The organism is Oscillospiraceae bacterium (assembly GCA_015068645.1).
In the GTDB taxonomy this organism is placed as follows: Bacteria; Bacillota; Clostridia; order UMGS1840; family UMGS1840; genus SIG452.
In genome coordinates, this window is record SVKD01000002.1 from 65,741 (window position 1) to 85,847 (window position 20,107).

Here is a 20,107-nt window from a genome sequence, read left to right on the forward strand (position 1 = left end):
GCCTTTTGCTATCAACCAACCTCGCCTCTCGGCGTACCTATGTACGCCTTCGGGTAACCCCTGCGGGCTCGGTTGATTGATTCTCGGAAATTTTCCTACACCCCGTAAAAAGAAATAGGCTCAATAAAAGGCACCAAACAGATTAACTTCACCACTCGCTGTACCGGTTCAGTTTCTCTGTTTTGCATCCTTTTCTCATCGCCTTATGGATGAGCAATAATAAAAAGACGAAATTCTAATCAAAGAATTTCGTCTTTTTTTTCTATAATGTAAGGTGCGGAAAAAGGACTTAGAATTCATCAATCGAGCCCGCAGGGGTTACCCGAAGGCGTACATTGGTACGCCGAGAGGCTCGATTGGTGGATAGCAAAAGGCATTCTAATCAAATTGTTTGCAAAACAATTTCACCTTAGAAACAAAAAGGCACAGGAAAATCCTATGCCTTTTGCGGTCTATGTTCTTTTTCAAGCCGTTAGATGCGAGCGACACCTGTGTCGCGTGCAGCCTGAGCCACTGCTTTGGCTACAGTTTCTGCCACTCTGGGATCAAAGGGTGCGGGAATGATATATTCCGGTTTTAATTCCTCGTCGGAAACTAAAGATGCAATCGCTTTTGATGCGGCAATCTTCATTTCGTCATTGATGTCAGACGCTCTCACGTCCAATGCACCACGGAAAATTCCGGGGAATGCCAGTACGTTATTGATCTGATTTGCAAAGTCAGAACGTCCGGTACCCATAACTGCGGCACCTGCTTTTAGGGCATCTTCGGGGAAGATTTCGGGAGTGGGATTTGCCATTGCCAAAATGATGGGGTCACGGTTCATAGTCTTGATCATTTCTTCGGTGAATGCACCTGCAACGGACACACCAACCAACACGTCCGCACCTTTGGCAACGTCTGCTAAGGTACCCTGTTTCTTTTCTTTGTTGGTGATTTTTGCAACTTCTACGATTTCGGAGTTTAAGCCTTCTTTGCCTTCGTAAATAACCCCTTTGGAGTTACACATAATTACGTCTTTCACGCCGGAAGATAACAGCAGTTTCCCGATGGCAACACCTGCAGCGCCGGCACCGTTAATCACAACCACTAAATCTTCGATTTTTTTGTTGACCAGCTTTACTGCGTTTAACACAGCCGCTAAGCAAACAACGGCGGTACCGTGCTGGTCATCGTGGAATACGGGGATATCCAGTTCTTTTTTCAGTCTTCTTTCAATTTCAAAGCAACGGGGTCCGGAAATGTCTTCTAAATTGATGCCGCCAAAAGTGGGAGCAATCATTTTTACGGTTTCCACGATTTTGTCCACATCTTTGGTGGCTAAACAAATCGGAACAGCGTCCACGCCGCCAAAATGCTTAAACAACACTGCTTTTCCTTCCATAACGGGCATGCCTGCTTCGGGGCCGATGTCACCTAACCCTAACACAGCGGTACCGTCCGTCACAACAGCAACCAAGTTCCCTTTTCGGGTATATTCATACGCGTTTGACACATCTTTGTTGATTTCCAGACAAGGCTCGGCAACACCGGGAGTGTACGCGATGGATAAATCATCTTTGGTTTCTAAGGGGCACAAAGGAGTTACTTCGATTTTCCCCTTGAGTGCTTTGTGTAATTTCAAAGCTTCCTGTGCATAATCCATAGCAATTTACTTCCTTTCTTTAAGATTTCGTTTTATAGTAATTTGATATAGGATTTTACGAATGAGTATAAGGTGTTACCTTATCAATATCATAAGGGGTAATCTGATATACACAATAGTTCAGCCAGTTGGAGAACAGTAAAGTTGCATGGCTTCGCCAACGGTTCACAGGTTTTTTATTGGGATTATCATCGGGATAATAATTGCAGGGAACGTGAATTGGGAGCCCCTTATCCACATCACGGCGATATTCCAAATCCAGGGTTTCATTATCGTATTCAGAGTGTCCCATAATGAAAATCTGGCGGTATTTTTTGGTAGTTACCGCATACACACCTGCCTCTTTGGAGGTGGCAACTAAGCTAAGCTCGGGCACTTTTTTAATATCTGCCTCTCTCACCTCGGTATGGCGGGAATGAGGCGCATAAAAAGTATCTTCAAAGCCAAAAAACAGTTTCTTATGTTTCTGCAATAACTGATGTTCAAAAATGCCAAACATTTTTTCGGGCAAATCGTATTTCGGAACACCGAAATGATGGTAAAGTCCTGCCTGAGCACCCCAACAGATATGTAGGGTAGACCAGACGTGTTTGGTGGACCAGTCCATAATTTCCTTTAGCTCGTCCCAGTAGTCCACTTCTTCAAATTCCAGCTTTTCCACGGGAGCACCGGTAATAATCATCCCGTCAAAATGCTCTTTCTTAATTTCAGAAAAGCGTTTATAGAAGGTGGAAAGATGCTCCGCGGAAGTGTTTTTCGATTCGTGAGAATCGGTCATCACCAAGGTGATTTCCACCTGCAGAGGAGAATTCCCCAACAAACGAAGCAGCTGAGTTTCCGTGACGATTTTGGTAGGCATCAGATTCAAAATGGCAATCTTTAACGGTCGGATATGCTGACTGCAAGCACGCTTCTCCGACATGACAAAAATATTTTCACCCTCCAGCGTTTTTCTGGCAGGCAACTCATTTGGTATTTTAATTGGCATTTTGACACCTCTTTTCCTATTTATACTATATCATAAAATGGCTCAAAAATCAAGCGTTAAATAAATAACAAAGGGGTTCTTGCAAACTCCGTCAAAAATTCTACCCCTTCTTAATCAAAAGTTCCGCCAGACGGTACATGGAATCATAGTCTGCCTCACTGATTACATTGGCAGGCGAATGAATATAACGTCCCGGTAACGACAAGGTTGCCGTGGGAACACCGCCGGACACATAGCTAACGGCACCGGCATCGTTTCCGCCTTTAGTTGTGAGTTTTTTTTGAATGGGAACATTTTTGGCAGTAGCAATCTCCCAAATGAAAGAATTCCAGGCACTATCGGAAACAGATGCACCGTCTAACACGGACAACGCAACCCCCTCACCCATTTTGGTGGTGGGCTCCGTAGCACCGGGCATATCCGCACAGGTAGTCACTTCCAGCACTACCGCTTTTTCGGGTGCAATCACAGGAATGGTCATTTTAGCCCCCATAATGCCGATTTCCTCACGGGTGGTAAACACCGCAGTAAAAGAATATTTTTTCGTGAGTAACAGTCCTAATATGACTGCTACTCCAACACGGTCGTCCAAAGCTTTTGCCTTGATAAGACCGTCCCCAAACTGCACAAAATCGCTCTGCCAGTATATGGGATCTCCAATTTTCACCAAACTTTGGGCGTCCTCTTTGGAAGTGGCACCAATATCAATCATCATATCAGGAATTTTCGTTTCTTTATCAGAGGATTTTTCCTGCAAGTGCTTTGGAATATTACCAATCACACCGGGTATTTTGTTTTTTCCAATCACCACAGGAGTGGAAAACAGAATTCCGTCCGTCACACCACCGATGGCGGCAAACTTAATCATGCCGTCGGGACGGATTCCACGTACTCCAAATCCAACTTCGTCCATATGGGCAAACAGCGTAATACGGTTGGGAGTTTTGCCGGTCTGCACAATCATGTTGCCCAGCGGGTCTTTTTGGTAAGGAATATCGTGTTCGGTTAAAAGGGTAGTGATAAAATCAATCACCTCATCCTCGTAACCGGAAGTCCCGTTTAAGGCGGTTAATTGTTTTAATAATGCAATTTTATCCATATTTTACCCCCTATCCCAGCGCTGTTTCCCAGTCGTAGATGGCAAGAAAATCAGCCAAAGAACGCACATCCTGTTCCGACAGGGTTTCCACAGTAGTATGCATATATTTTAGGGGAATAGACAGCATCACCGCAGGAATCCGATGCAATACCGCACGGTACGCATTGGTGCCGGGATGGGAAGGTTCCAATTCCGTGTGATAAGGGATATTTTGTTCGGTTAGATACTGCTCAATCTGAGCGGTCAAGCGATTATCTAAAATACCGCCGTAGCAAATGCTGAATCCTTGTCCCACAGGGTAGGAACGGCAGGGATTCAATCCCTCAAAATACCCGTGTGTCACATCTAAAATAATGGCTAAATCAAAGCTTCGATTTCTGAGAAACAGTTCAATCCCCTGAAGACCCCGTTCTTCGCCGATACTGCCAAGCACCGTAACACTCACGTTCTGATTCCATTTTTCTGCAGCTAAAAGCGCCGCAAGGAAACCGGCACGGTCATCCAGACAGCCGCCGGAGCACTGTCCGTTCGCCAGGGTCTGAAATTTTGTCTTCAGCTTAATCGGTGTCCCAACGGGAATCTTTTTAGTAGCGTCTTTTAAGCCGGTATCAATCAGGTACTCTTTTTGTTCTTCCCCTTTTTTGGCAAGATGGGGTGGAATTGCACCAATCACGCCATAGATGGGTTCTTCGGTAAGAATGGTAACTTCCTGACAAAGAAGATTTTTTTTATCAATCCCACCGGACATTTCAAAGCGAACAAACCCACCGTCTAATACCTGGGACACAACCAGTCCGATTTCGTCAATGTGGGCATCAATCAAAATATGAAAGGACGGATTTTCCGCCTTTTTTTCTGCAAAAATATTGCCGTAGGCATCGGTTTGGGGGATTAAGCCAAACTGACGAAAGATTTCAAAAAATTGGTCTTTTCCCATTTTTTCGTAACCCGACACGGCAGGAATTTTAGATAATGTTTCAAGTTGTTTCAAAATATACTTCCTTTCGGAATAAAATAGTGAATAGCGAAGAATGAAAAATGAAGAATTATGGTAGGTTGGCGAAGCCAACCATTATACGATGCAGGCTCTGCCTGCCACCGCAATTATTCATTATTCACTATTCATTCTTCATTGTTTAAAGATTTTACAAAATCTTTAAACAACCGTCCTCTTTCCATAAAGTTTTTGAAAAAGTCAAAACTTGCACAGGCAGGCGATAACATCACCACATCACCTGCTTCGGCTTGTGCATAGGCTTTATGCACGGCATCTTCCAAGTTTTCTGCCACGCTGATGGGGAACTCGGGGTTCTCATTCAGCACAGCGGACTTGATCTTGTCTTTGGTGTGTCCCATTACCACCAAATGTTTCACGCGGTCAACTACTTCCTTGGCATAGGAATCAAAGGGAATATTTTTGTCACTTCCCCCTGCAATCACAATAATTTTCTGGTCGAAAGAATGTAACCCTGCGATGGCACGGGAGGGGCTGGATGCGATGGAATCATTATAAAAACGAATGCCATTTAACTCACGCACAAATTCGATACGGTGTTCCACACCGCCAAATTCTTTTGCCACTTGTTTGACATAAGCTAAATCGCACAGAGGGCTAACCGCACAGGTTGCCGCCAGATAGTTATCCACATTGTGAATACCGGGGAGCAGAATATCTTCGGTTTTCATTACCTCTTTGCCGTTAAAATACACGGCGTCACCCTGTAAGTATGCCCCATTTTTTACAGGTTGTTTCAAGCTGAAAGAAAGAGAATTTTCCCCGATAAATTCTTTTGTGATGTCGTTTTCTAAATTAAACACGGTTATTTTGCTACCGTGACGGAAAAGGTTGGTCTTTGCCTCAACGTATTCAGCCATATCAGTGTGTTTGTCTAAATGATTGGGCGCTAAGTTGGTTACCACAGCGATATCGGCACTTTTTTGCATGGTCATAAGCTGGAACGAAGATAATTCCACAATCACAAGATGATCTTCCTTGATCTGGGAAAGTTCGGGCAACAGAGGATTTCCGATGTTACCGCCTAAATGACAGGTGTAGCCTGCCTTTTTTAAGATTTCATAAATTAAGGTGGTGGTGGTGGTTTTGCCGTCACTACCCGTGATGCCGATAATCTTGGCAGGGCACAGGTCAAAGAACAGCTCCATTTCGGAAGTGAGTTCGGCTCCACGAGCAGTTGCGTTCACGATTTCCAAAGAAGTTGGCATAATACCGGGAGAACGGAAAATTACGTCTTCGGTGAGATTGTTAAGATAGTCATCCCCCGAAATCATGGGTAAGTTATTTGCTTCGGCAAGTGCTACTGCTTCGGGTGACGGGTTTTTATCACGAAGGGTTATTTTGGTAACACCATGTTCCAACAGAAAGGTTACCAAAGGAAGATTACTTACCCCAACCCCTAACACTGTGACAGTTTTATTGGATAATTGTTCTGTTACATCTGCTAAATTTTTAAATCTCATCGTTTGCTACGCCCTTTCTCCCTTGGTTTTAACCAATATATTCTTATTGTATATTATAATACTTTTAGCATCTGTTTGCAAGGGGTTTGGGAAAAATTAAAGAAGAAATAATGAGGAAGAAAGAATAAATGCGGTGGCATCCTACGGATGCATTGTAGGGGAGGGTTTCCACCCCCTCCCGTGTATGGTTCCGCAAACACATTCGTAGGGGACGGTGCCCACACCGTCCCGTTTTATCACAATATATTGCATAATGTTGTGCAATCTTCAAAAAACGGACAGATGTGGGCATCTGTCCCTACAAAACAAAACGATCACAATATCTACATTGGTAGGGGACGATTCCAAATGGAGGAGACGAAAAAGGCTTCCCCTTGAGGGGAGGCTCCGCCGCAGGCGGTGGTGAGGTGGAATTGAGGGGAACAGCCTTTAAAATGTTCCGAAAACACAACATTCGGTTCGTCGGAAAACGCCGAACCCTACAACACCTCATCCGAGTTTGCTTCGCAAACCCACCTTCCCCTCAAGGGGAAGGCTTTGTTGAAATGTGATACATAAAACCATAGTGCAGAAAAATGGATGTACCCATAAACTCAGGTGAAGAGAAGATGGCTCAGAACGGACAAACTGAGCCAAAGCTGTAGTACTGCGTACAGCATAACTGTACAGCGAGCGGTGAAATTTACGGATTGGGCACAATTTTGTGCAGTCAACCTAAGCGCAGGGAAAATTGATGCAGAATTTGGAAATCGAAAGAAAACCATTGGTTTTCTCTTCCCGAAGCTGTACTGTGTGTACAGCGAGCGGTGAGATTCACGGATTGGGCACAATTTTCACAAGCAAAAAAAGAGGAAACCCAATTGGATTTCCTCTCTTTTATTTCTGTTATTCAATTAATTAACAGGCAATTAGATCTGAGAACCTTCGTCTAACAGAGCCATGTTGTAAGTGGTGGTGATTTTACCATCAGTAGTGGTTACAACAGCGGTTTCTAACGGATTGGTGTAAGATACAGCTTCATTAGCCTGTAAGGAAATAATTTCAACAGAAGGGCAAACATAATTTTTCATCTCTATATATCCTCCTTTAAAATTATTCAACTACTACGGTGAAGGTAGTGTCAGCGATGATAGTATCGTTAGCGAAGAAGTTTAATACTTTAGTACCAGTATGAACGTTTTCTAAAACGATTTCGAAGGTACCGTCCCAGTTACCGAAGGTGAAGGTGGTAACGCCGTCGTTGCCATCGGAAACGGTATCGCCGTCCATAGCGCCATAGTATTTCTGAGCTCTTGCGCCTTCTACGGTAGATTCTTTGGTGAATTCTACACCGTAGTTGGTAACGGTAGCGTCAACTTTACCTGCACAGGTAATGGTGGTGCCAGCTGCAGTTGCAGAGAAGGCAGAACCACCATCAACTTCGAGAGTAAAGTAAGCGGGGTTATTTACAGAAGTAAACTTAGCACCAGCAGTCTGACCAGCTACAGTATAACCAGCAGAGGTGGGGATTTTAGATGCGGTTAAAGCTTTGTCACCATAAGCAAAATCAGCTTCGGTTAATTTGGTAGCTGCATCAACTTTGTTAACAGTGTAAGAAACTGCTAATAAAGTACCTTTTTCAGTAACATAATTACCTAAATCAGAGAAAGAACCGATCATTTTAATCTGACCAGGTTTATTCTGGGTGTCATTCAGAACACAAGTAGCAAATTTTTCGCCTAAAACTGCAGAACCTTCAACATAAGTTGCAGCTGTAGTTAACAGAATGGAGTTGAAACCAGCACAAGCGTTAACATTGGTAACATAAACTTCAACAGTTGCAGTAGCGCCGTTATCTGTAATCACGGTATGCATACCACCGTCTTTATGAGGATCAGCAGCGAAAGATACCAGAGATAAAGAAGCCAGCATAGCCACTACTAATAAGAGTGAAAATACTTTTTTCATTGTAATCAATTTCCTTTCAAAATTATAATTGAACTAAATCTTACAGATTGTCGTTAATGAAATCTGTACCGTAGTCATACAGAGACAGACCGTTATTTCCTAACAGAACGGCAATATCACCGCCATCGATGAATAAGTCATGTACAACGTCATAACCAGCAACAGTAGCGCCTTCAGTGATATCTAAACCGTTAACGTCCAACACTGTAGCAATGTCACTACCGTCGATAAAGAAGTCTTTTGCACCGATTACGTCACCGAACAGCATATCAACAGCGCCCATGTCTACGTCAGCATCTTCAACAGTTGCATATTCCATATAGGGTAATGCAGCGTCTCTGGTGATAACAACAGCATATGCGCCAGCTTCTAAGCCTTCGAATGCGTAGGTACCGTCAACGATTTCAACGGTTGCGATGGGATTGATGATGAGTTCATCACCATAGTTTCCAGCAAATTCCAGAGCTTCGTCCACAGTTACTAAGTGAGCAAAAGTTCCGTATGCTGCTTTGTAAGCGTCTAAATCTTCTTCTGCAACGATTTCGTCAGCAACTAACATATCATAGTAGTCAGCTTCTACGAAATTGTTAACAGAACCGCTTACGGTGTAGGTATCAGCTTCTTTTTCAAAGAAAATGGTACCAACTTCCTGTTTGTCGATGGCTTCGCCACCCATAACAACTTTAACGTTTTCAGTTAATTCATCTTTTAACTGGAAAGTAAAGCTGTCTGCTGCTTCCTGATTGATGTACTGGATAGAACCAACATCGATAGTGTCGCCTTTGTAAGCAACGATGGTGGTCTGTTTACCAGCATTCGCAGTAGCAGCTTCGCTGGATAAAGTTGCGGTATAGGTAGTGCCGTCTGCGTTCAGAGCGATTTCATCAGAAAAAGCTGCAAAAGAAGTCATAGACATGCTACCAACCACTGCTAAACCAGCGAGTAAAGCGATGAGTCTTTTCATAGTTTTTCTCCTTTACTTTTTTTCCGGGGGAAAAAACCCGGGTATATTTATTTTTTTTTAAACAAAGTAATATATTCATTTCTTTGATACCAAAGAATTTTTTTGGAATAGTCAAAGAAAGAATCGCCAAGTGTTTTTGCAATCCCCACATCCGTCTTCCTGCATCTTTACTCCATTGCAAAACAACGGCGGAGATTTTAGATTTGTCTTTCGATAAGGAAAGAAATAAGCGGTATTTCTAAGATAATTTGATTACTGAACGCTTGCGTAAGCGTAATCACGCAAGGTCAGCATCAGCATAATTTCAGACATTAACTGTTTTTCAACATCTTTTTCTGCATTCCAGGGATAGTTTGCAGGAGAAACGATTACCATTCTCTGTGCATTTAACCACTGAACATCACAGTTTAATGCTTCTGCTACCGCACGCAAGGGAACGAAGGTTCTGTCCTGAGAAATCTCGGGAGCAACGTCCATGGTTTTTTTCAAACCGTCATTGGTGTAGGTAGTGGAGCCAATCTGGAATACCAGTTTGGTTCTTTCATTTTCAATTAAAATTTCTTTGGTTTCTTCCACATAACTTACTTTGCATTTTAATTCTTCTGCAATGTAGCGCAGGGGAATCATAGTTCTGTCATCTTTAATATAAGGTTTAACGTCTTTGTTGTCTTTATCTACCCATTTTAAAGTACCGTTCCCAACAGTACCGTAGTTGTTAATCTGCAAAAATACTACGTTTTCTGCTCTTAATTGTTTACGGGTTACCATATCAAGATTTGCAGTGCTGTCGGAGCTGGTAATATCATTTACGCCAGTTACATCAGAAGAATCTGTTTTGCCATCGGGATAGTTAAATTCCACAGCACAATTCTGCATACCATAAGAATTAACTACCATCATGCCACCTGTTATCACATTGCTCTCTGCTAATTTAAATTCTACAGGAGCATCGGTTAATTTTTTCATAGTGATTCGGATAATTCCCAAACCGTTTTCGTCAGCTAATGCCTGGAATTTATCAGATACAACAGAGTTGGGCGCAACCTTGGTATCTGTTATGCTGAACAATGCTAAAATACCGTTTGCTGCTTTGGAACCTTTGAAAGACTGCCAGTCAGCAATTTCTTCCCCGGTTTCTAAATCTTTTGCCACAACAGGACAAGATAAAGCTTCCATTAAATCAGTGGTAACTTCTTTGGTATCTTTATTTACAGGAGCAACTACTTCCGGGTCATAGGAAACGGTAGAAATGATACCTTTGTATGTAGCGTTATATAAAGTGATATCAACAGTGAAGAATCCGTCTGCATCGGGAGCGGATACATCAAATACTACTTTTGCCTTATCGGCTACCGGTGCTTCTGCAACGGGTGCATCTCCGGCTTCTTCGGAAATCAGCATGATATCTCCCTGAATTTCTTCAATTGTGCCATCTTCTACCGGCTCATTTGCAAATGCCATGCAGGAGCAGGAGAGGATTAATACCATCATCAATGCGAACAGTTTCTTTGCCATTGGAATCATACCTTTCTGTTTGTAGTTTTCCTCAAAGAAAATTTCTTTCTCCGAGGGTTTCTCATCAAAATTATCGGATATTGTTGCGACCTAAGGGGGAGAGATCCAAGCGAACCTCAGCCAAAACAGCATTTTCCGCCGCATTACCTTCCAACCAAGGAGAAGCAACATCGGTAACAACAACAATACGTTCTGCGGAAAGCCAGGTAACCGATTTGCCCAGCGCTTCTGATACGAAACGAACAGGAACAAAGGTTCTGTCTTCCAGAATTTCTGCGGCACAGTCCATCTCGAACAGTTCACCATTTAAAAGATAAGCTTTTTCGCCCACAGTGAGCTCCATCGCAATATCTCCTAAAGTGACGGTGATGCCACGGGTTTCTGCATTATAACCCACGGTTGCACCCAAGGATTCGGTTAAAAATCTTAAGGGAACCATGGTTCTATCTTCTTTAATATAAGGAATTACATTTTTATTTGCCAGGTCAATCCAAGTGAGTTTACCATCGGTAACAGCAGCATAATTGCCGATTTGCAGAAAAATGGTATCTGCTTTCCGAAGACGGATTTCCTCCGGTTCCTCATCTGACTGCGCAGCAACAACGGAATCTGCTTCTGCAACAGAGACAGATTCATTCGCAAATACGCCAACTGACATACAGATTGAGAGCATCAAAACAAACAGCAAAATCTTCTTCACCATTGGTCAAACGCCTCCCCACCTCTAGACAATATAGCTATTTTACTATGATAATTATAGCACAGCCCATTTTTTTGGTCAACCCTTTTTCAAAAAAAAATGAAAATTATTTGTAAAATTCATTCGCATTTTTTTGTGCAAAATAACCAAAGAAATTGCCACTTCTTATTTCGTTTTGCTGTTTCCACAAATTTTTTCCACAAAAGTTGGGGAATACAAATTTTGTGGCACATTTTCTGTTTTTCGTGTAGCAAATTTTTCGGATTAGGACTTTTTTTGTGCAGATTGAGTAATTTTTTCGCAAAAAATTCTCCTATATATATAATATAATAGTATAGGATTTTTTGCTCTGTGAATTTTATCCAACTGAAACAATTTTGCGGTTTTCCACAGCGATTTTTCTGTCTGCGATATCAAAAGCAGCCTGTTTATGAGAAATAATAATACAGGATTTGCCTTGCATTGCCTTTAAATTGGATAGCACCTTCTGTTCGGTGGCTTCATCTAAGGCAGAGGTACATTCATCCAGCAAAAACAGGGGAGCATCCAGGTACACCGCTCTTGCAATGGCAAGTCGTTGCACCTGACCTTCAGAGAGACCAAGACCTTTTTCCCCTAAAACAGTGTCAAACCCTTCGGGAAGAGTTTGGATAAAGTCATAAATTTCAGCTGTTTTGGCAGCTTTTATAATATCATCCTCACGAACACCGCGATAAAAGGCAATGTTTTCCCGAATGGTGCCGGAAAGAATCATATTCCCTTGCGGAACATAAGCAAGTTCCCGATAGCAACAAACTTCGCCGCTTTTGGGAGTGAGGATGCCCATAATCAATTTTAATAAAGTGGATTTACCGATACCGGAAATACCGGAAATGGCGATGAATTCTCCGTCTTTCATGGTGAAATCGGTATTGTCAAAAATTTCTTCGTCACCGTAGGAGAAGCTCATGTTTTTCACTTCCACCACAGGTTTTTTGTTATCCACCAAAAACTTGCGACCGTCAGCAGACAGATTTTCCAGTTCCTGCAGACGTTCTGCAGATGCTAATGTGGAAAAATACTGAGGCACAATGGACGATAAATCTTTAAAAGGTGTTTGCACCTGATTTACCAGCTGCAAGATTGCCATCAGAGTACCAAAAGTCATCAGTCCCAGCGAAAGCTTCCACGCACAGTAGCCCATCGCGACATAGTAACTTGCAGTTAATGCTAAGTAGAACAAAATGTTCATCAGAATACTGATGTGATTGCGTTTTAAGGTAAATTTAAAATGCAAAAACTGAAATGTGCGGGACTCTTCCACCACTTTATCTTCTGCACGGTATGCTTTAATAACCAATAAATTCTGCAAAATTTCCTGCATAAAGGATTTGGTTTTCCCGTCTGTTTCCATACATTTTTTGTGCAGCTTTTTCATACGGGATGAATACAGCCGAGCCGTCAACAAAATGAAGGGTGCCAGAATCAGACAAATGGTTGCCAACAGCCAATCCAGCTGAAACATTTCATAAAAGCTTAAGAAAATCCGAACCAGCAGGGAAATCAAATTGGGGACTAACAGCATAACCCCCGTCACCACCACGTTTACATCGGAATGGATACGGTTGATAAGTTCCCCGGAGTGAATATTGCTGACTTGTTGCCAATCACGCTCTAAACAGGTGCGAAACACATGTTCTTTTAAGCGGATTCCGTATTGCCCGCTAACACGGGCGTTGTATAAAGAATAAAAAATCTGACTTGCCAAAAGCAAACCAAGCATCACAAAAAGACGGATAACCTGGGCGGTTAAATCACCTTCCACGGAATGAGAGGCGATATCCAAAAGGTCTTTGGATACGATGGCGAACCGCACGCCAATAGTTGACATCACAACACCAAGCAAGGTTAAAAGAGCCAGTTTCCCATACATTTTGGGCCCGGTTCTTTTTAAAAGCCATTTTAATTGACTGTTCTTCTTCATGCCGTGTATCTCCAAATTTATTTTTTAGGATTCGCCCTAGCGTTTCGCAAACGGAAATTCACAATTTTCCAGCGATAAGGCATCAAAAGGTGCCAGATGCGAACATAGAACCAATAGCCGAGGCCTTTTGGTTGTTTCACCTTCCCCCAACGGGTAAACTCGGTGACAACGCCTAAAATCTGCTCCCGACGCACCGGAGGCTCGGTTTTTAGCTCATTGTCTCCCGCAATCAGGTAAGTGCCGTTTTTACAAACTTTCAGCACACGGTGCAGAATGTATCTGCCGTCATCCCGTTTATGAAAGGTAATATCATATTTTTTGATGTGTTTGGCAGGGGACAGGACTACCGTGTCACGTCTGGTGTGAAACAGAGGATACATACTGTTCCCCGTTACTGTCATACGGACGGTGTCTCCCCGACGGAGTGCTTCCTCGGTAACTGCTCCCATCAGTGCCACATCTGCTATTTTTCTTGTCGGTTCCATAGCTTATTCCATTAAATTATTGTCAGAAAGAATTTTTAAAAATGCTTCGATATCCCGTTTTGCGGTGGCTTCGTCGATATCGTATTCCGCAGTCATTTTGGCGCAAAGATGGTCCATATCACAGTCATCACCCAAAAGCTCCCACAAGAAAGCACCGGTTTCGTTCACGGTGATCATCGCAGTAAAATCTATCTGGCCAACGGGAATCACAATATAGCTGCCTGCCACTTCTTTGAGCATAAAGCCGTCTTTTAATTTCATAATTTCTCCTCTCTGTTACCAAAAAACTTACCGAAAAATACGTTTGAAAAAGCCTTCCGGCTCCGCCTGATAATAGTTGCTGGCGAATTTTTCGATATATTCATTATCTAATAACAAATGACTGTTCACATTCATGTACTGCGCAAATTCATCCGACACTTTATGATTAAGATAGTCATACGCTTCTGCCAGATTGGGGGAACGCTCAGACTGATTGTGACAATCGCTTCCCATCAGGTGGATGGCGTCTTTTTCAACCATTTTAAGTACGTATTTACGCATTTTTTTATCTAAAATAGATTCGGCGTTAATCTGAAAATACACATCCATTGCCGCAAGTTTATTAATCTTTTTCTTATCCACGTGAGGATAACGCTCAATATGCGCAATCACGGGAATCAAGTTACAATGGGCAATCAGCGCATAAATAGAATCAAACATCCAATCGTACCAAGCGGTGGAATAAGGCATTTCCACCAAAATGTATCGGGTACCTTCGATGGCGAGCTTCTCAATACCGTTAATTTCCGAAAGGTCACAGTTTAAAAGCACTTCTGCACCCAAACGAAGATCGGGAAACGTTACTCCTTTTTCTTTGGCAAATTGCCGAAGCTCCATGGCACGTCTGTTGCGTTTGGCAATAAATTCATCAATGGAAATATTTTCAATATCCTTGCAATGAGGAGTGCAAATCACCGTTTCCACATTCTGACGGTATTCTTCCTCCAACATTTTTAAGGAGGTTTCAATATGCTCGGGACCGTCATCAAATTTGGGAAGAATATGAGAATGCACGTCTACGTATTTCAGCATGTGCTCACCTGCTTTCCGATGGTTGATTTCAAAGGGAAATGCGGATTATTTTTCTTTGGAGTCGCGCTTTCTCACGGTGGCTTTTTCACCGGCGGAAACTTGACCGCCCTGTCTCATTTTCTTGAGCAACTCAGCTCTTTCTTTGGTACGGGAATCTTTTGCTTTGTTGGAATATTCGTAAGAGCTGTAAGAACCGCTATAGTTACCGTAATAACGGCGTTTGTAGTAACCGTATCTGCCGTAACCCATATGGTAGCGATAGTAAGAGCCGCCGTCTTCCACGGCATCATTTAAGAGAAATCCCAACACTTTTGCGCCTGAGAATTTCAGTTTTTCCAATGCTTCCTGCAAAGACTTATGGTCAGTTACTCCCTGACGGGCAACCATAACGGTACCGGATGCAGAGCTTGCCAATAGCAGCGCATCCGCCAGAAGATTTACAGGGGGAGTATCAATTAAAATATATCGGTATTCTTTCTTAAGCTCGGTGAGCATGTCCTGCATTTCCTTAGAGGATAACAACTCTGCAGGGTTGGGAGGAATATGACCGGAAGGCATAACAAATAAGTTCTCATACTGGGTAGCTTGAATTGCTTCCTTCACCGGACAAAAACTACGAAGTGCGTTGGACAAGCCTGTTTTAGAGACAATACCAAATACTTTGGCAACACGGGGCTTTCTTAAGTCACAGTCAATCAGCAGCGTTTTCTCACCGGTTTGTGCAAAGGCAATCGCCAGATTAATGCAGTTGGTGGTTTTGCCTTCCATGGGCCAGGAACTGGTTACGATGATGACGCTGCTTTCTTCTTCGGGCAGAGCAAAACGAATATTGGTTCTGCCGATTTTATATGCTTCACGAATACTGAAGTTGGATTTATCGTCAATTAAGTGGGTGGAACGGGTAGCGCGACGAGGCGATTCTTTTTTGCGGGAACGAAGCAGGGAGCCTACCGTGTGATTATTTAACTTTTTCATACTGATTTCCCTCCTTCTTCCGGATTTTCAGGCTCAGACTGATAATGAGAGCCGTAGTTGTAACTGTAACCGTATCTTCCGCCGTAACGACTGTGAGAAGAGCCTTCGTGGTGCAGATTGGGAATAACCGAAAGCACCGGAAGCTTATACTGCTCGCTAAGCTCTTCTTTGGATTTTACGGAAGTGTTCATCAGCTCGAACACAAATGCCATACCGCAGGCTACCACTAATCCCACCAGAACACCGATGATGGTATTCTGAGAAACATTGGGGGAGCTGGGCTTGGTGGGAAGATTTGCCTTGTCCACCGTTTCCACCGCACCGGCACGAACCACACGGATAATTTCCATGGGTGCCACCTGCTCAATCGCATCTGCAATAATTTTTGCGTGTTCCGCATCGGTGCAGGAAACCGCAACTTCAAATACTTCGGTTTCTTCCAGAACGTCGGAAGAAATCATCCCTCTTAATTCGTTGGCAGTGTAGTTCACGCCAAGACGACTGATTTTGTTGGAAACAGTTTCCAAAACCGTGTCACTTTTTAAAATAACCATATAGGTATTAACCAGCTTGGCAGACAGGTTAAAGTCATTCACGTTCATTCCCTGATTTAAGGGGTCATTTTTTTCGTTATACACATAAAGAGCAACTTTAGCGGTGTATTTTTTCGGCAAAACATACTGAGAATAAGAAAATGCAATGATGCCTCCGATTAAAGCCATCGTTACAATCAGCCACAGTCGTTTTAACAGTATTGTGATAATCTCGTTGACGGTAAAATTCCGTTCCATATCCTTTGCTTCCTTTCCGGGATTGATGTTTTTATACTATAAGAAAACAATTTTCCGCATCCATTATAGCATGTGTTTGCCCAAATGTCAACTGATTTCTTGATTTTTTAGCTGTTTTTCCTCAGATTTTACTGTTTTTTGACCCTTTTTTCCACAACCTTCCTTTTGGGGCTTATATCAAGGGATTTTTCAGGGAAAACAGCGAGTTTTTTCTTGACTTTTTCCCCATTTTATAGTATGATGGTGTTATATAATAGCGTAATATGCATTTCCCCACCGCGAAAACCTTACCGAAGAAGGAGATTTTTTCCGATGGACACCTTTAAAAAATACAAAAAATACAGCCTGATTTTTGCGGATTTTGTCTGCATTGTTTTCTCATATCTTGCATTCATTCTCATCCGGTTTGATGAAGGAGTATCTCAGGCGATTGTAGACCAAACCATTCGCACGGTTCTGTTAACCACTGTCTGTGCTACCGTTTCCTTAATCATCGGCGGTTGCTATAACACCCTCTGGAAGTACAGCAGCGTGAGGGAATACGGCAGAACTATGGGATATTTCGGCATCGGTGTGATTCCCGTATTTTTGGCAAGAGTATTTTTCTCCAATTTGTTCTTATCACACAAAATTATTCTGATCTTCAGCTTTTTGGCAGCAGTTATTGTAGTTATCAACCGTGTGGCAATCCGTATGATTTTGTCTGCTACCGACCTGCCGCACAAGAGCAAAGACGGCGCCAACACCTTAATCGTGGGTGGCGGTTCTGCCGCAAAGCTTTTGATTGAAGATATTTTGAGAAATCAGCAGAATTTATACCGTGTTGTAGGAATTATTGACGATAACCCCCAAAAAGTGGGACGTTCCATTCACGGATACCGTGTGTTCGGCTCCCGAAAAGACATTCCCCAAGTAGCAAAAGCACAGAATGTGGAAGTGATTATTATCGCCATTCCCTCGGTTGACCAGGCATCTTTGCAGAAGATTTTATCCATCTGTAGCGAAACCGCCTGCAAAATCAAAATTCTTCCCGGCATTGAACAATCTATGTCTGATAAAAAGTCCATTTCCTCCAACGCCATTCGTGACGTGGAAATTGAAGACCTTTTGGAACGTGACCCCATCCATCTGGATAACCAGAGCTTAAAAAGTCAGATAGCCGGCAAAACCGTGCTGGTAACCGGAGGAGGCGGCTCCATCGGCTCTGAGCTTTGTCGCCAGATTGCCAAATACAATCCCGGCAAGTTGGTTGTGGTGGATTGCTACGAAAACAATGCCTACGATCTGCAGCAGGAGCTTCGTTATCAATATCCTGATTTGTCGCTGGATGTAATTATCGCTTCCGTACGAGACCAGCAGCGTCTAGACGAACTGTTTGCACATTACCGTCCCCAGTTGGTGTTCCATGCAGCAGCCCACAAACACGTGCCTCTCATGGAAAAAAGCCCTCAGGAAGCTATTAAAAACAACGTATTCGGCACCTTGAACACAGCCCTGACCGCTCATAAGTATCAGGTAGAAAAATTTGTGCTGATTTCCACCGATAAAGCGGTAAATCCCACCAACATTATGGGTGCTACCAAACGTATCTGCGAAATGATTACCCAGTCCATTCAGTCCATTTCGGAAACTGATTTTGTGGCAGTTCGGTTCGGAAACGTGCTTGGCTCCAACGGTTCGGTAATTCCGCTGTTCCGCAAACAGATTCAGCGTGGCGGACCTGTTACTGTAACACACAAAGACATCACCCGTTATTTTATGACCATTCCCGAAGCGTCCCAGCTGGTGTTGCAGGCGGCAAGCTTTGCCACCGGCGGCGAAATTTTCGTGCTGGATATGGGACGCCCCGTTAAAATTTACGATTTGGCAGAAAAACTGATTCGTCTTTCCGGCTACACTCCCGGAAAAGATATTGAAATCAAGGTATCCGGTCTTCGTCCCGGCGAAAAGCTCTACGAGGAGCTTTTGATGGCAGAAGAAGGCTTAACCAATACCTCTCACAACAAGATTTTCATCGGGCAGCCTATTGCCTGTGAATATGAACAGTTAACCAAACAGCTGGAAACCTTAAAAGCTGTGCTTTACGATACCGATCCCGACGGAGTGAAAAAAGCGGTTGCCGCTATGGTAGACACCTATACTCCCGATCTGGATGCCCAAAAAGTAAAGTAACCCCATAAGCAAAAGCAACCAACCCAACGCAATCCTAGCAAAAATGGAGAAAAAATTATGGTAAAACACATTGTATTCTGGAACATTAAAGACGAAGTAAACGGCGAATCCAAGGCGCAGATGATGCTGAAGATGAAAGAAATGCTGGAAGACTTAAACGGCAAAATCCCCGGTCTTCTCACCTGCGAAGTGGGAATTGACCAAAATAAAAGCGATGCGGCATACGACATTTGCCTGTATTCCGAATTTCCCGATTGGGACAGCTTAAACGCTTATCAGGATCATCCTCTGCATGTTGCTTGCAAAGGCTATATCAGAGCAATTGCAGAAAGTCGGGTACTCTGCGACTACGAAGCTTAGAAAACAGCTTGTAAAAGAACGCAGACCACAAAAAAGCAACATTTTTTGCCACCTTCCCCTCGAGGGGAAGGTGGCAAAACCATAGGTTTTGACGGATGAGGTGTCATTTTTCAAAGTGAAAATTGTTTGCAACAATTTTGAATTGTAATTGCTTTTTTGTTACGAACAAACTTCACCTCTCGGCGTACCTGTGTACGCCTTCGGGTAACCCCTGCGGGTTCAGTTTGTCCGTTCTGCGCCCTTTTCCTGCACCTCAGATAGCGGAGAACCAAACAAATGCTTGCTCCAACAATGCGGATTCGGTGGATTCATTCTCACCTTACTGTGTAGGGAATGCATTTATGCATTCCGCAAAATAACAGAACGGATGAATCCGTTCCCTACAATGCAGGCTTTGCCTGCCACCGCAATTCTTCATTATTCATTATTCACTATTCATTCAAACCGGGGAGGCACTATGTATCCGAGAACGTTAGCGATTGACTACGGTGACCGCAGAATCGGTCTTGCCGTTTCCGACCTGCTTGGCATCACCGCTCAACCCATTGGTTATATTACCGTGAATGGGGATCGGGATGCCCTAAAACAGTTGGTTGGGTATGTCAATGAATATCAGATAAAAAAATTCGTGCTGGGCCTTCCCAAAAACATGGATGGCAGTGAGGGTCCCCGTGTGGAAAAAACCCGTGACTTTGCCAAAAAACTTTCCGAAGATTTCCCCCAAATCCCCATTGATTTTTACGATGAGCGAATGACCACCATTGTGGCACAGCGGGCGTTAATCGGAATGAATGTGCGTAAAAAAGAAGGCAAAAAAGATATGCTTTCTGCGGCAATTATTCTGCAGGGATATATACAAAGCCATCCTCAAGGCTAAACAGAAGATTTTAAATTTCATTTCATATTTTTGGAACAAATTGATTCCAAAAAAGTCAAAAGAACAAGGAGGTC

General features: G+C 43.1%; 18 protein-coding genes. 3 read left to right on the forward strand and 15 right to left on the reverse strand.

Annotation, left to right across the window (positions count from 1 at the left end):
* Positions 1-472: 472 nt before the first annotated feature.
* From E7413_01250 to E7413_01320, 15 genes are all read right to left on the reverse strand, one after another.
* Positions 473-1,645, reverse strand: a complete 1,173-nt coding sequence (locus E7413_01250; protein ID MBE7018497.1) for an NAD-dependent malic enzyme — start codon at positions 1,643-1,645, stop codon at positions 473-475.
* Between the two features lie 55 nt (positions 1,646-1,700).
* Positions 1,701-2,633 carry a homoserine O-succinyltransferase gene (gene metA / locus E7413_01255; GenBank protein ID MBE7018498.1) on the reverse strand — a complete coding sequence of 311 codons (933 nt, stop codon included), beginning with the start codon at positions 2,631-2,633 and terminating at the stop codon, positions 1,701-1,703.
* A gap of 100 nt (positions 2,634-2,733) precedes the next feature.
* A complete protein-coding gene (locus E7413_01260) occupies positions 2,734-3,732 on the reverse strand; it encodes a M42 family metallopeptidase (GenBank protein MBE7018499.1) in 999 nt (332 codons plus the stop codon).
* A 10-nt stretch (positions 3,733-3,742) separates the two neighbouring features.
* The gene (locus E7413_01265; protein MBE7018500.1) at positions 3,743-4,723 is read right to left on the reverse strand and encodes a hypothetical protein; all 981 of its coding nucleotides are present in this window, start codon (positions 4,721-4,723) and stop codon (positions 3,743-3,745) included.
* Positions 4,724-4,854: 131 nt separating this feature from the next.
* The gene (locus E7413_01270) at positions 4,855-6,210 is read right to left on the reverse strand and encodes a UDP-N-acetylmuramoyl-L-alanine--D-glutamate ligase (GenBank protein ID MBE7018501.1); all 1,356 of its coding nucleotides are present in this window, start codon (positions 6,208-6,210) and stop codon (positions 4,855-4,857) included.
* 1,092 nt (positions 6,211-7,302) lie between these two features.
* Positions 7,303-8,157, reverse strand: a complete 855-nt coding sequence (locus tag E7413_01275; protein MBE7018502.1) for a hypothetical protein — start codon at positions 8,155-8,157, stop codon at positions 7,303-7,305.
* Between the two features lie 40 nt (positions 8,158-8,197).
* A complete protein-coding gene (locus tag E7413_01280) occupies positions 8,198-9,121 on the reverse strand; it encodes a hypothetical protein (protein MBE7018503.1) in 924 nt (307 codons plus the stop codon).
* A gap of 252 nt (positions 9,122-9,373) precedes the next feature.
* Positions 9,374-10,645: a copper amine oxidase N-terminal domain-containing protein gene (locus tag E7413_01285; GenBank protein MBE7018504.1), complete on the reverse strand. Its 1,272-nt coding sequence runs from the start codon at positions 10,643-10,645 to the stop codon at positions 9,374-9,376.
* A 61-nt stretch (positions 10,646-10,706) separates the two neighbouring features.
* Positions 10,707-11,339, reverse strand: coding sequence for a copper amine oxidase N-terminal domain-containing protein (locus E7413_01290; protein MBE7018505.1), 633 nt, complete (start codon positions 11,337-11,339; stop codon positions 10,707-10,709).
* A 355-nt stretch (positions 11,340-11,694) separates the two neighbouring features.
* On the reverse strand, positions 11,695-13,299 hold the full coding sequence (locus E7413_01295) for an ABC transporter ATP-binding protein (protein ID MBE7018506.1): 1,605 nt from the start codon (positions 13,297-13,299) through the stop codon (positions 11,695-11,697).
* 17 nt (positions 13,300-13,316) lie between these two features.
* A complete protein-coding gene (locus E7413_01300) occupies positions 13,317-13,784 on the reverse strand; it encodes a hypothetical protein (protein MBE7018507.1) in 468 nt (155 codons plus the stop codon).
* A gap of 3 nt (positions 13,785-13,787) precedes the next feature.
* Positions 13,788-14,045 (reverse strand): PqqD family protein, encoded by a 258-nt coding sequence (locus tag E7413_01305; GenBank protein MBE7018508.1) that lies wholly within the window; start codon positions 14,043-14,045, stop codon positions 13,788-13,790.
* 27 nt (positions 14,046-14,072) lie between these two features.
* Positions 14,073-14,858 (reverse strand): hypothetical protein, encoded by a 786-nt coding sequence (locus E7413_01310; GenBank protein ID MBE7018509.1) that lies wholly within the window; start codon positions 14,856-14,858, stop codon positions 14,073-14,075.
* 45 nt (positions 14,859-14,903) lie between these two features.
* Entirely contained in the window at positions 14,904-15,833 is a 930-nt protein-coding gene (locus E7413_01315; protein MBE7018510.1) for a CpsD/CapB family tyrosine-protein kinase, read from the reverse strand.
* The gene (locus E7413_01320; GenBank protein ID MBE7018511.1) at positions 15,830-16,624 is read right to left on the reverse strand and encodes a hypothetical protein; all 795 of its coding nucleotides are present in this window, start codon (positions 16,622-16,624) and stop codon (positions 15,830-15,832) included. The genes E7413_01315 and E7413_01320 overlap by 4 nt, the downstream gene beginning before the upstream one ends.
* 312 nt (positions 16,625-16,936) lie before the next feature.
* Here E7413_01320 and E7413_01325 point away from each other — a divergent pair, with 312 nt between their 5' ends.
* From E7413_01325 to ruvX, 3 genes are all read left to right on the forward strand, one after another.
* On the forward strand, positions 16,937-18,796 hold the full coding sequence (locus tag E7413_01325; GenBank protein ID MBE7018512.1) for a polysaccharide biosynthesis protein: 1,860 nt from the start codon (positions 16,937-16,939) through the stop codon (positions 18,794-18,796).
* Positions 18,797-18,853: 57 nt separating this feature from the next.
* A complete protein-coding gene (locus E7413_01330; GenBank protein ID MBE7018513.1) occupies positions 18,854-19,156 on the forward strand; it encodes a Dabb family protein in 303 nt (100 codons plus the stop codon).
* A gap of 457 nt (positions 19,157-19,613) precedes the next feature.
* Positions 19,614-20,033, forward strand: a complete 420-nt coding sequence (ruvX, locus tag E7413_01335; GenBank protein MBE7018514.1) for a Holliday junction resolvase RuvX — start codon at positions 19,614-19,616, stop codon at positions 20,031-20,033.
* Positions 20,034-20,107: the final 74 nt, after the last annotated feature.

Excerpts from the sequence above, each read along its gene's own strand:
- E7413_01250 (MBE7018497.1), bottom strand. The coding sequence starts at position 1,645 with ATGGATTATGCACAGGAAGCTTTGAAATTACACAAAGCACTCAAGGGG.
- metA (MBE7018498.1), bottom strand. The coding sequence starts at position 2,633 with ATGCCAATTAAAATACCAAATGAGTTGCCTGCCAGAAAAACGCTGGAG.
- E7413_01260 (MBE7018499.1), bottom strand. The coding sequence starts at position 3,732 with ATGGATAAAATTGCATTATTAAAACAATTAACCGCCTTAAACGGGACT.
- E7413_01270 (MBE7018501.1), bottom strand. The coding sequence starts at position 6,210 with ATGAGATTTAAAAATTTAGCAGATGTAACAGAACAATTATCCAATAAA.
- E7413_01275 (MBE7018502.1), bottom strand. The coding sequence starts at position 8,157 with ATGAAAAAAGTATTTTCACTCTTATTAGTAGTGGCTATGCTGGCTTCT.
- E7413_01280 (MBE7018503.1), bottom strand. The coding sequence starts at position 9,121 with ATGAAAAGACTCATCGCTTTACTCGCTGGTTTAGCAGTGGTTGGTAGC.
- E7413_01285 (MBE7018504.1), bottom strand. The coding sequence starts at position 10,645 with ATGATTCCAATGGCAAAGAAACTGTTCGCATTGATGATGGTATTAATC.
- E7413_01290 (MBE7018505.1), bottom strand. The coding sequence starts at position 11,339 with ATGGTGAAGAAGATTTTGCTGTTTGTTTTGATGCTCTCAATCTGTATG.
- E7413_01295 (MBE7018506.1), bottom strand. The coding sequence starts at position 13,299 with ATGAAGAAGAACAGTCAATTAAAATGGCTTTTAAAAAGAACCGGGCCC.
- E7413_01300 (MBE7018507.1), bottom strand. The coding sequence starts at position 13,784 with ATGGAACCGACAAGAAAAATAGCAGATGTGGCACTGATGGGAGCAGTT.
- E7413_01305 (MBE7018508.1), bottom strand. The coding sequence starts at position 14,045 with ATGAAATTAAAAGACGGCTTTATGCTCAAAGAAGTGGCAGGCAGCTAT.
- E7413_01310 (MBE7018509.1), bottom strand. The coding sequence starts at position 14,858 with ATGCTGAAATACGTAGACGTGCATTCTCATATTCTTCCCAAATTTGAT.
- E7413_01315 (MBE7018510.1), bottom strand. The coding sequence starts at position 15,833 with ATGAAAAAGTTAAATAATCACACGGTAGGCTCCCTGCTTCGTTCCCGC.
- E7413_01320 (MBE7018511.1), bottom strand. The coding sequence starts at position 16,624 with ATGGAACGGAATTTTACCGTCAACGAGATTATCACAATACTGTTAAAA.
- E7413_01325 (MBE7018512.1), top strand. The coding sequence starts at position 16,937 with ATGGACACCTTTAAAAAATACAAAAAATACAGCCTGATTTTTGCGGAT.
- E7413_01330 (MBE7018513.1), top strand. The coding sequence starts at position 18,854 with ATGGTAAAACACATTGTATTCTGGAACATTAAAGACGAAGTAAACGGC.
- ruvX (MBE7018514.1), top strand. The coding sequence starts at position 19,614 with ATGTATCCGAGAACGTTAGCGATTGACTACGGTGACCGCAGAATCGGT.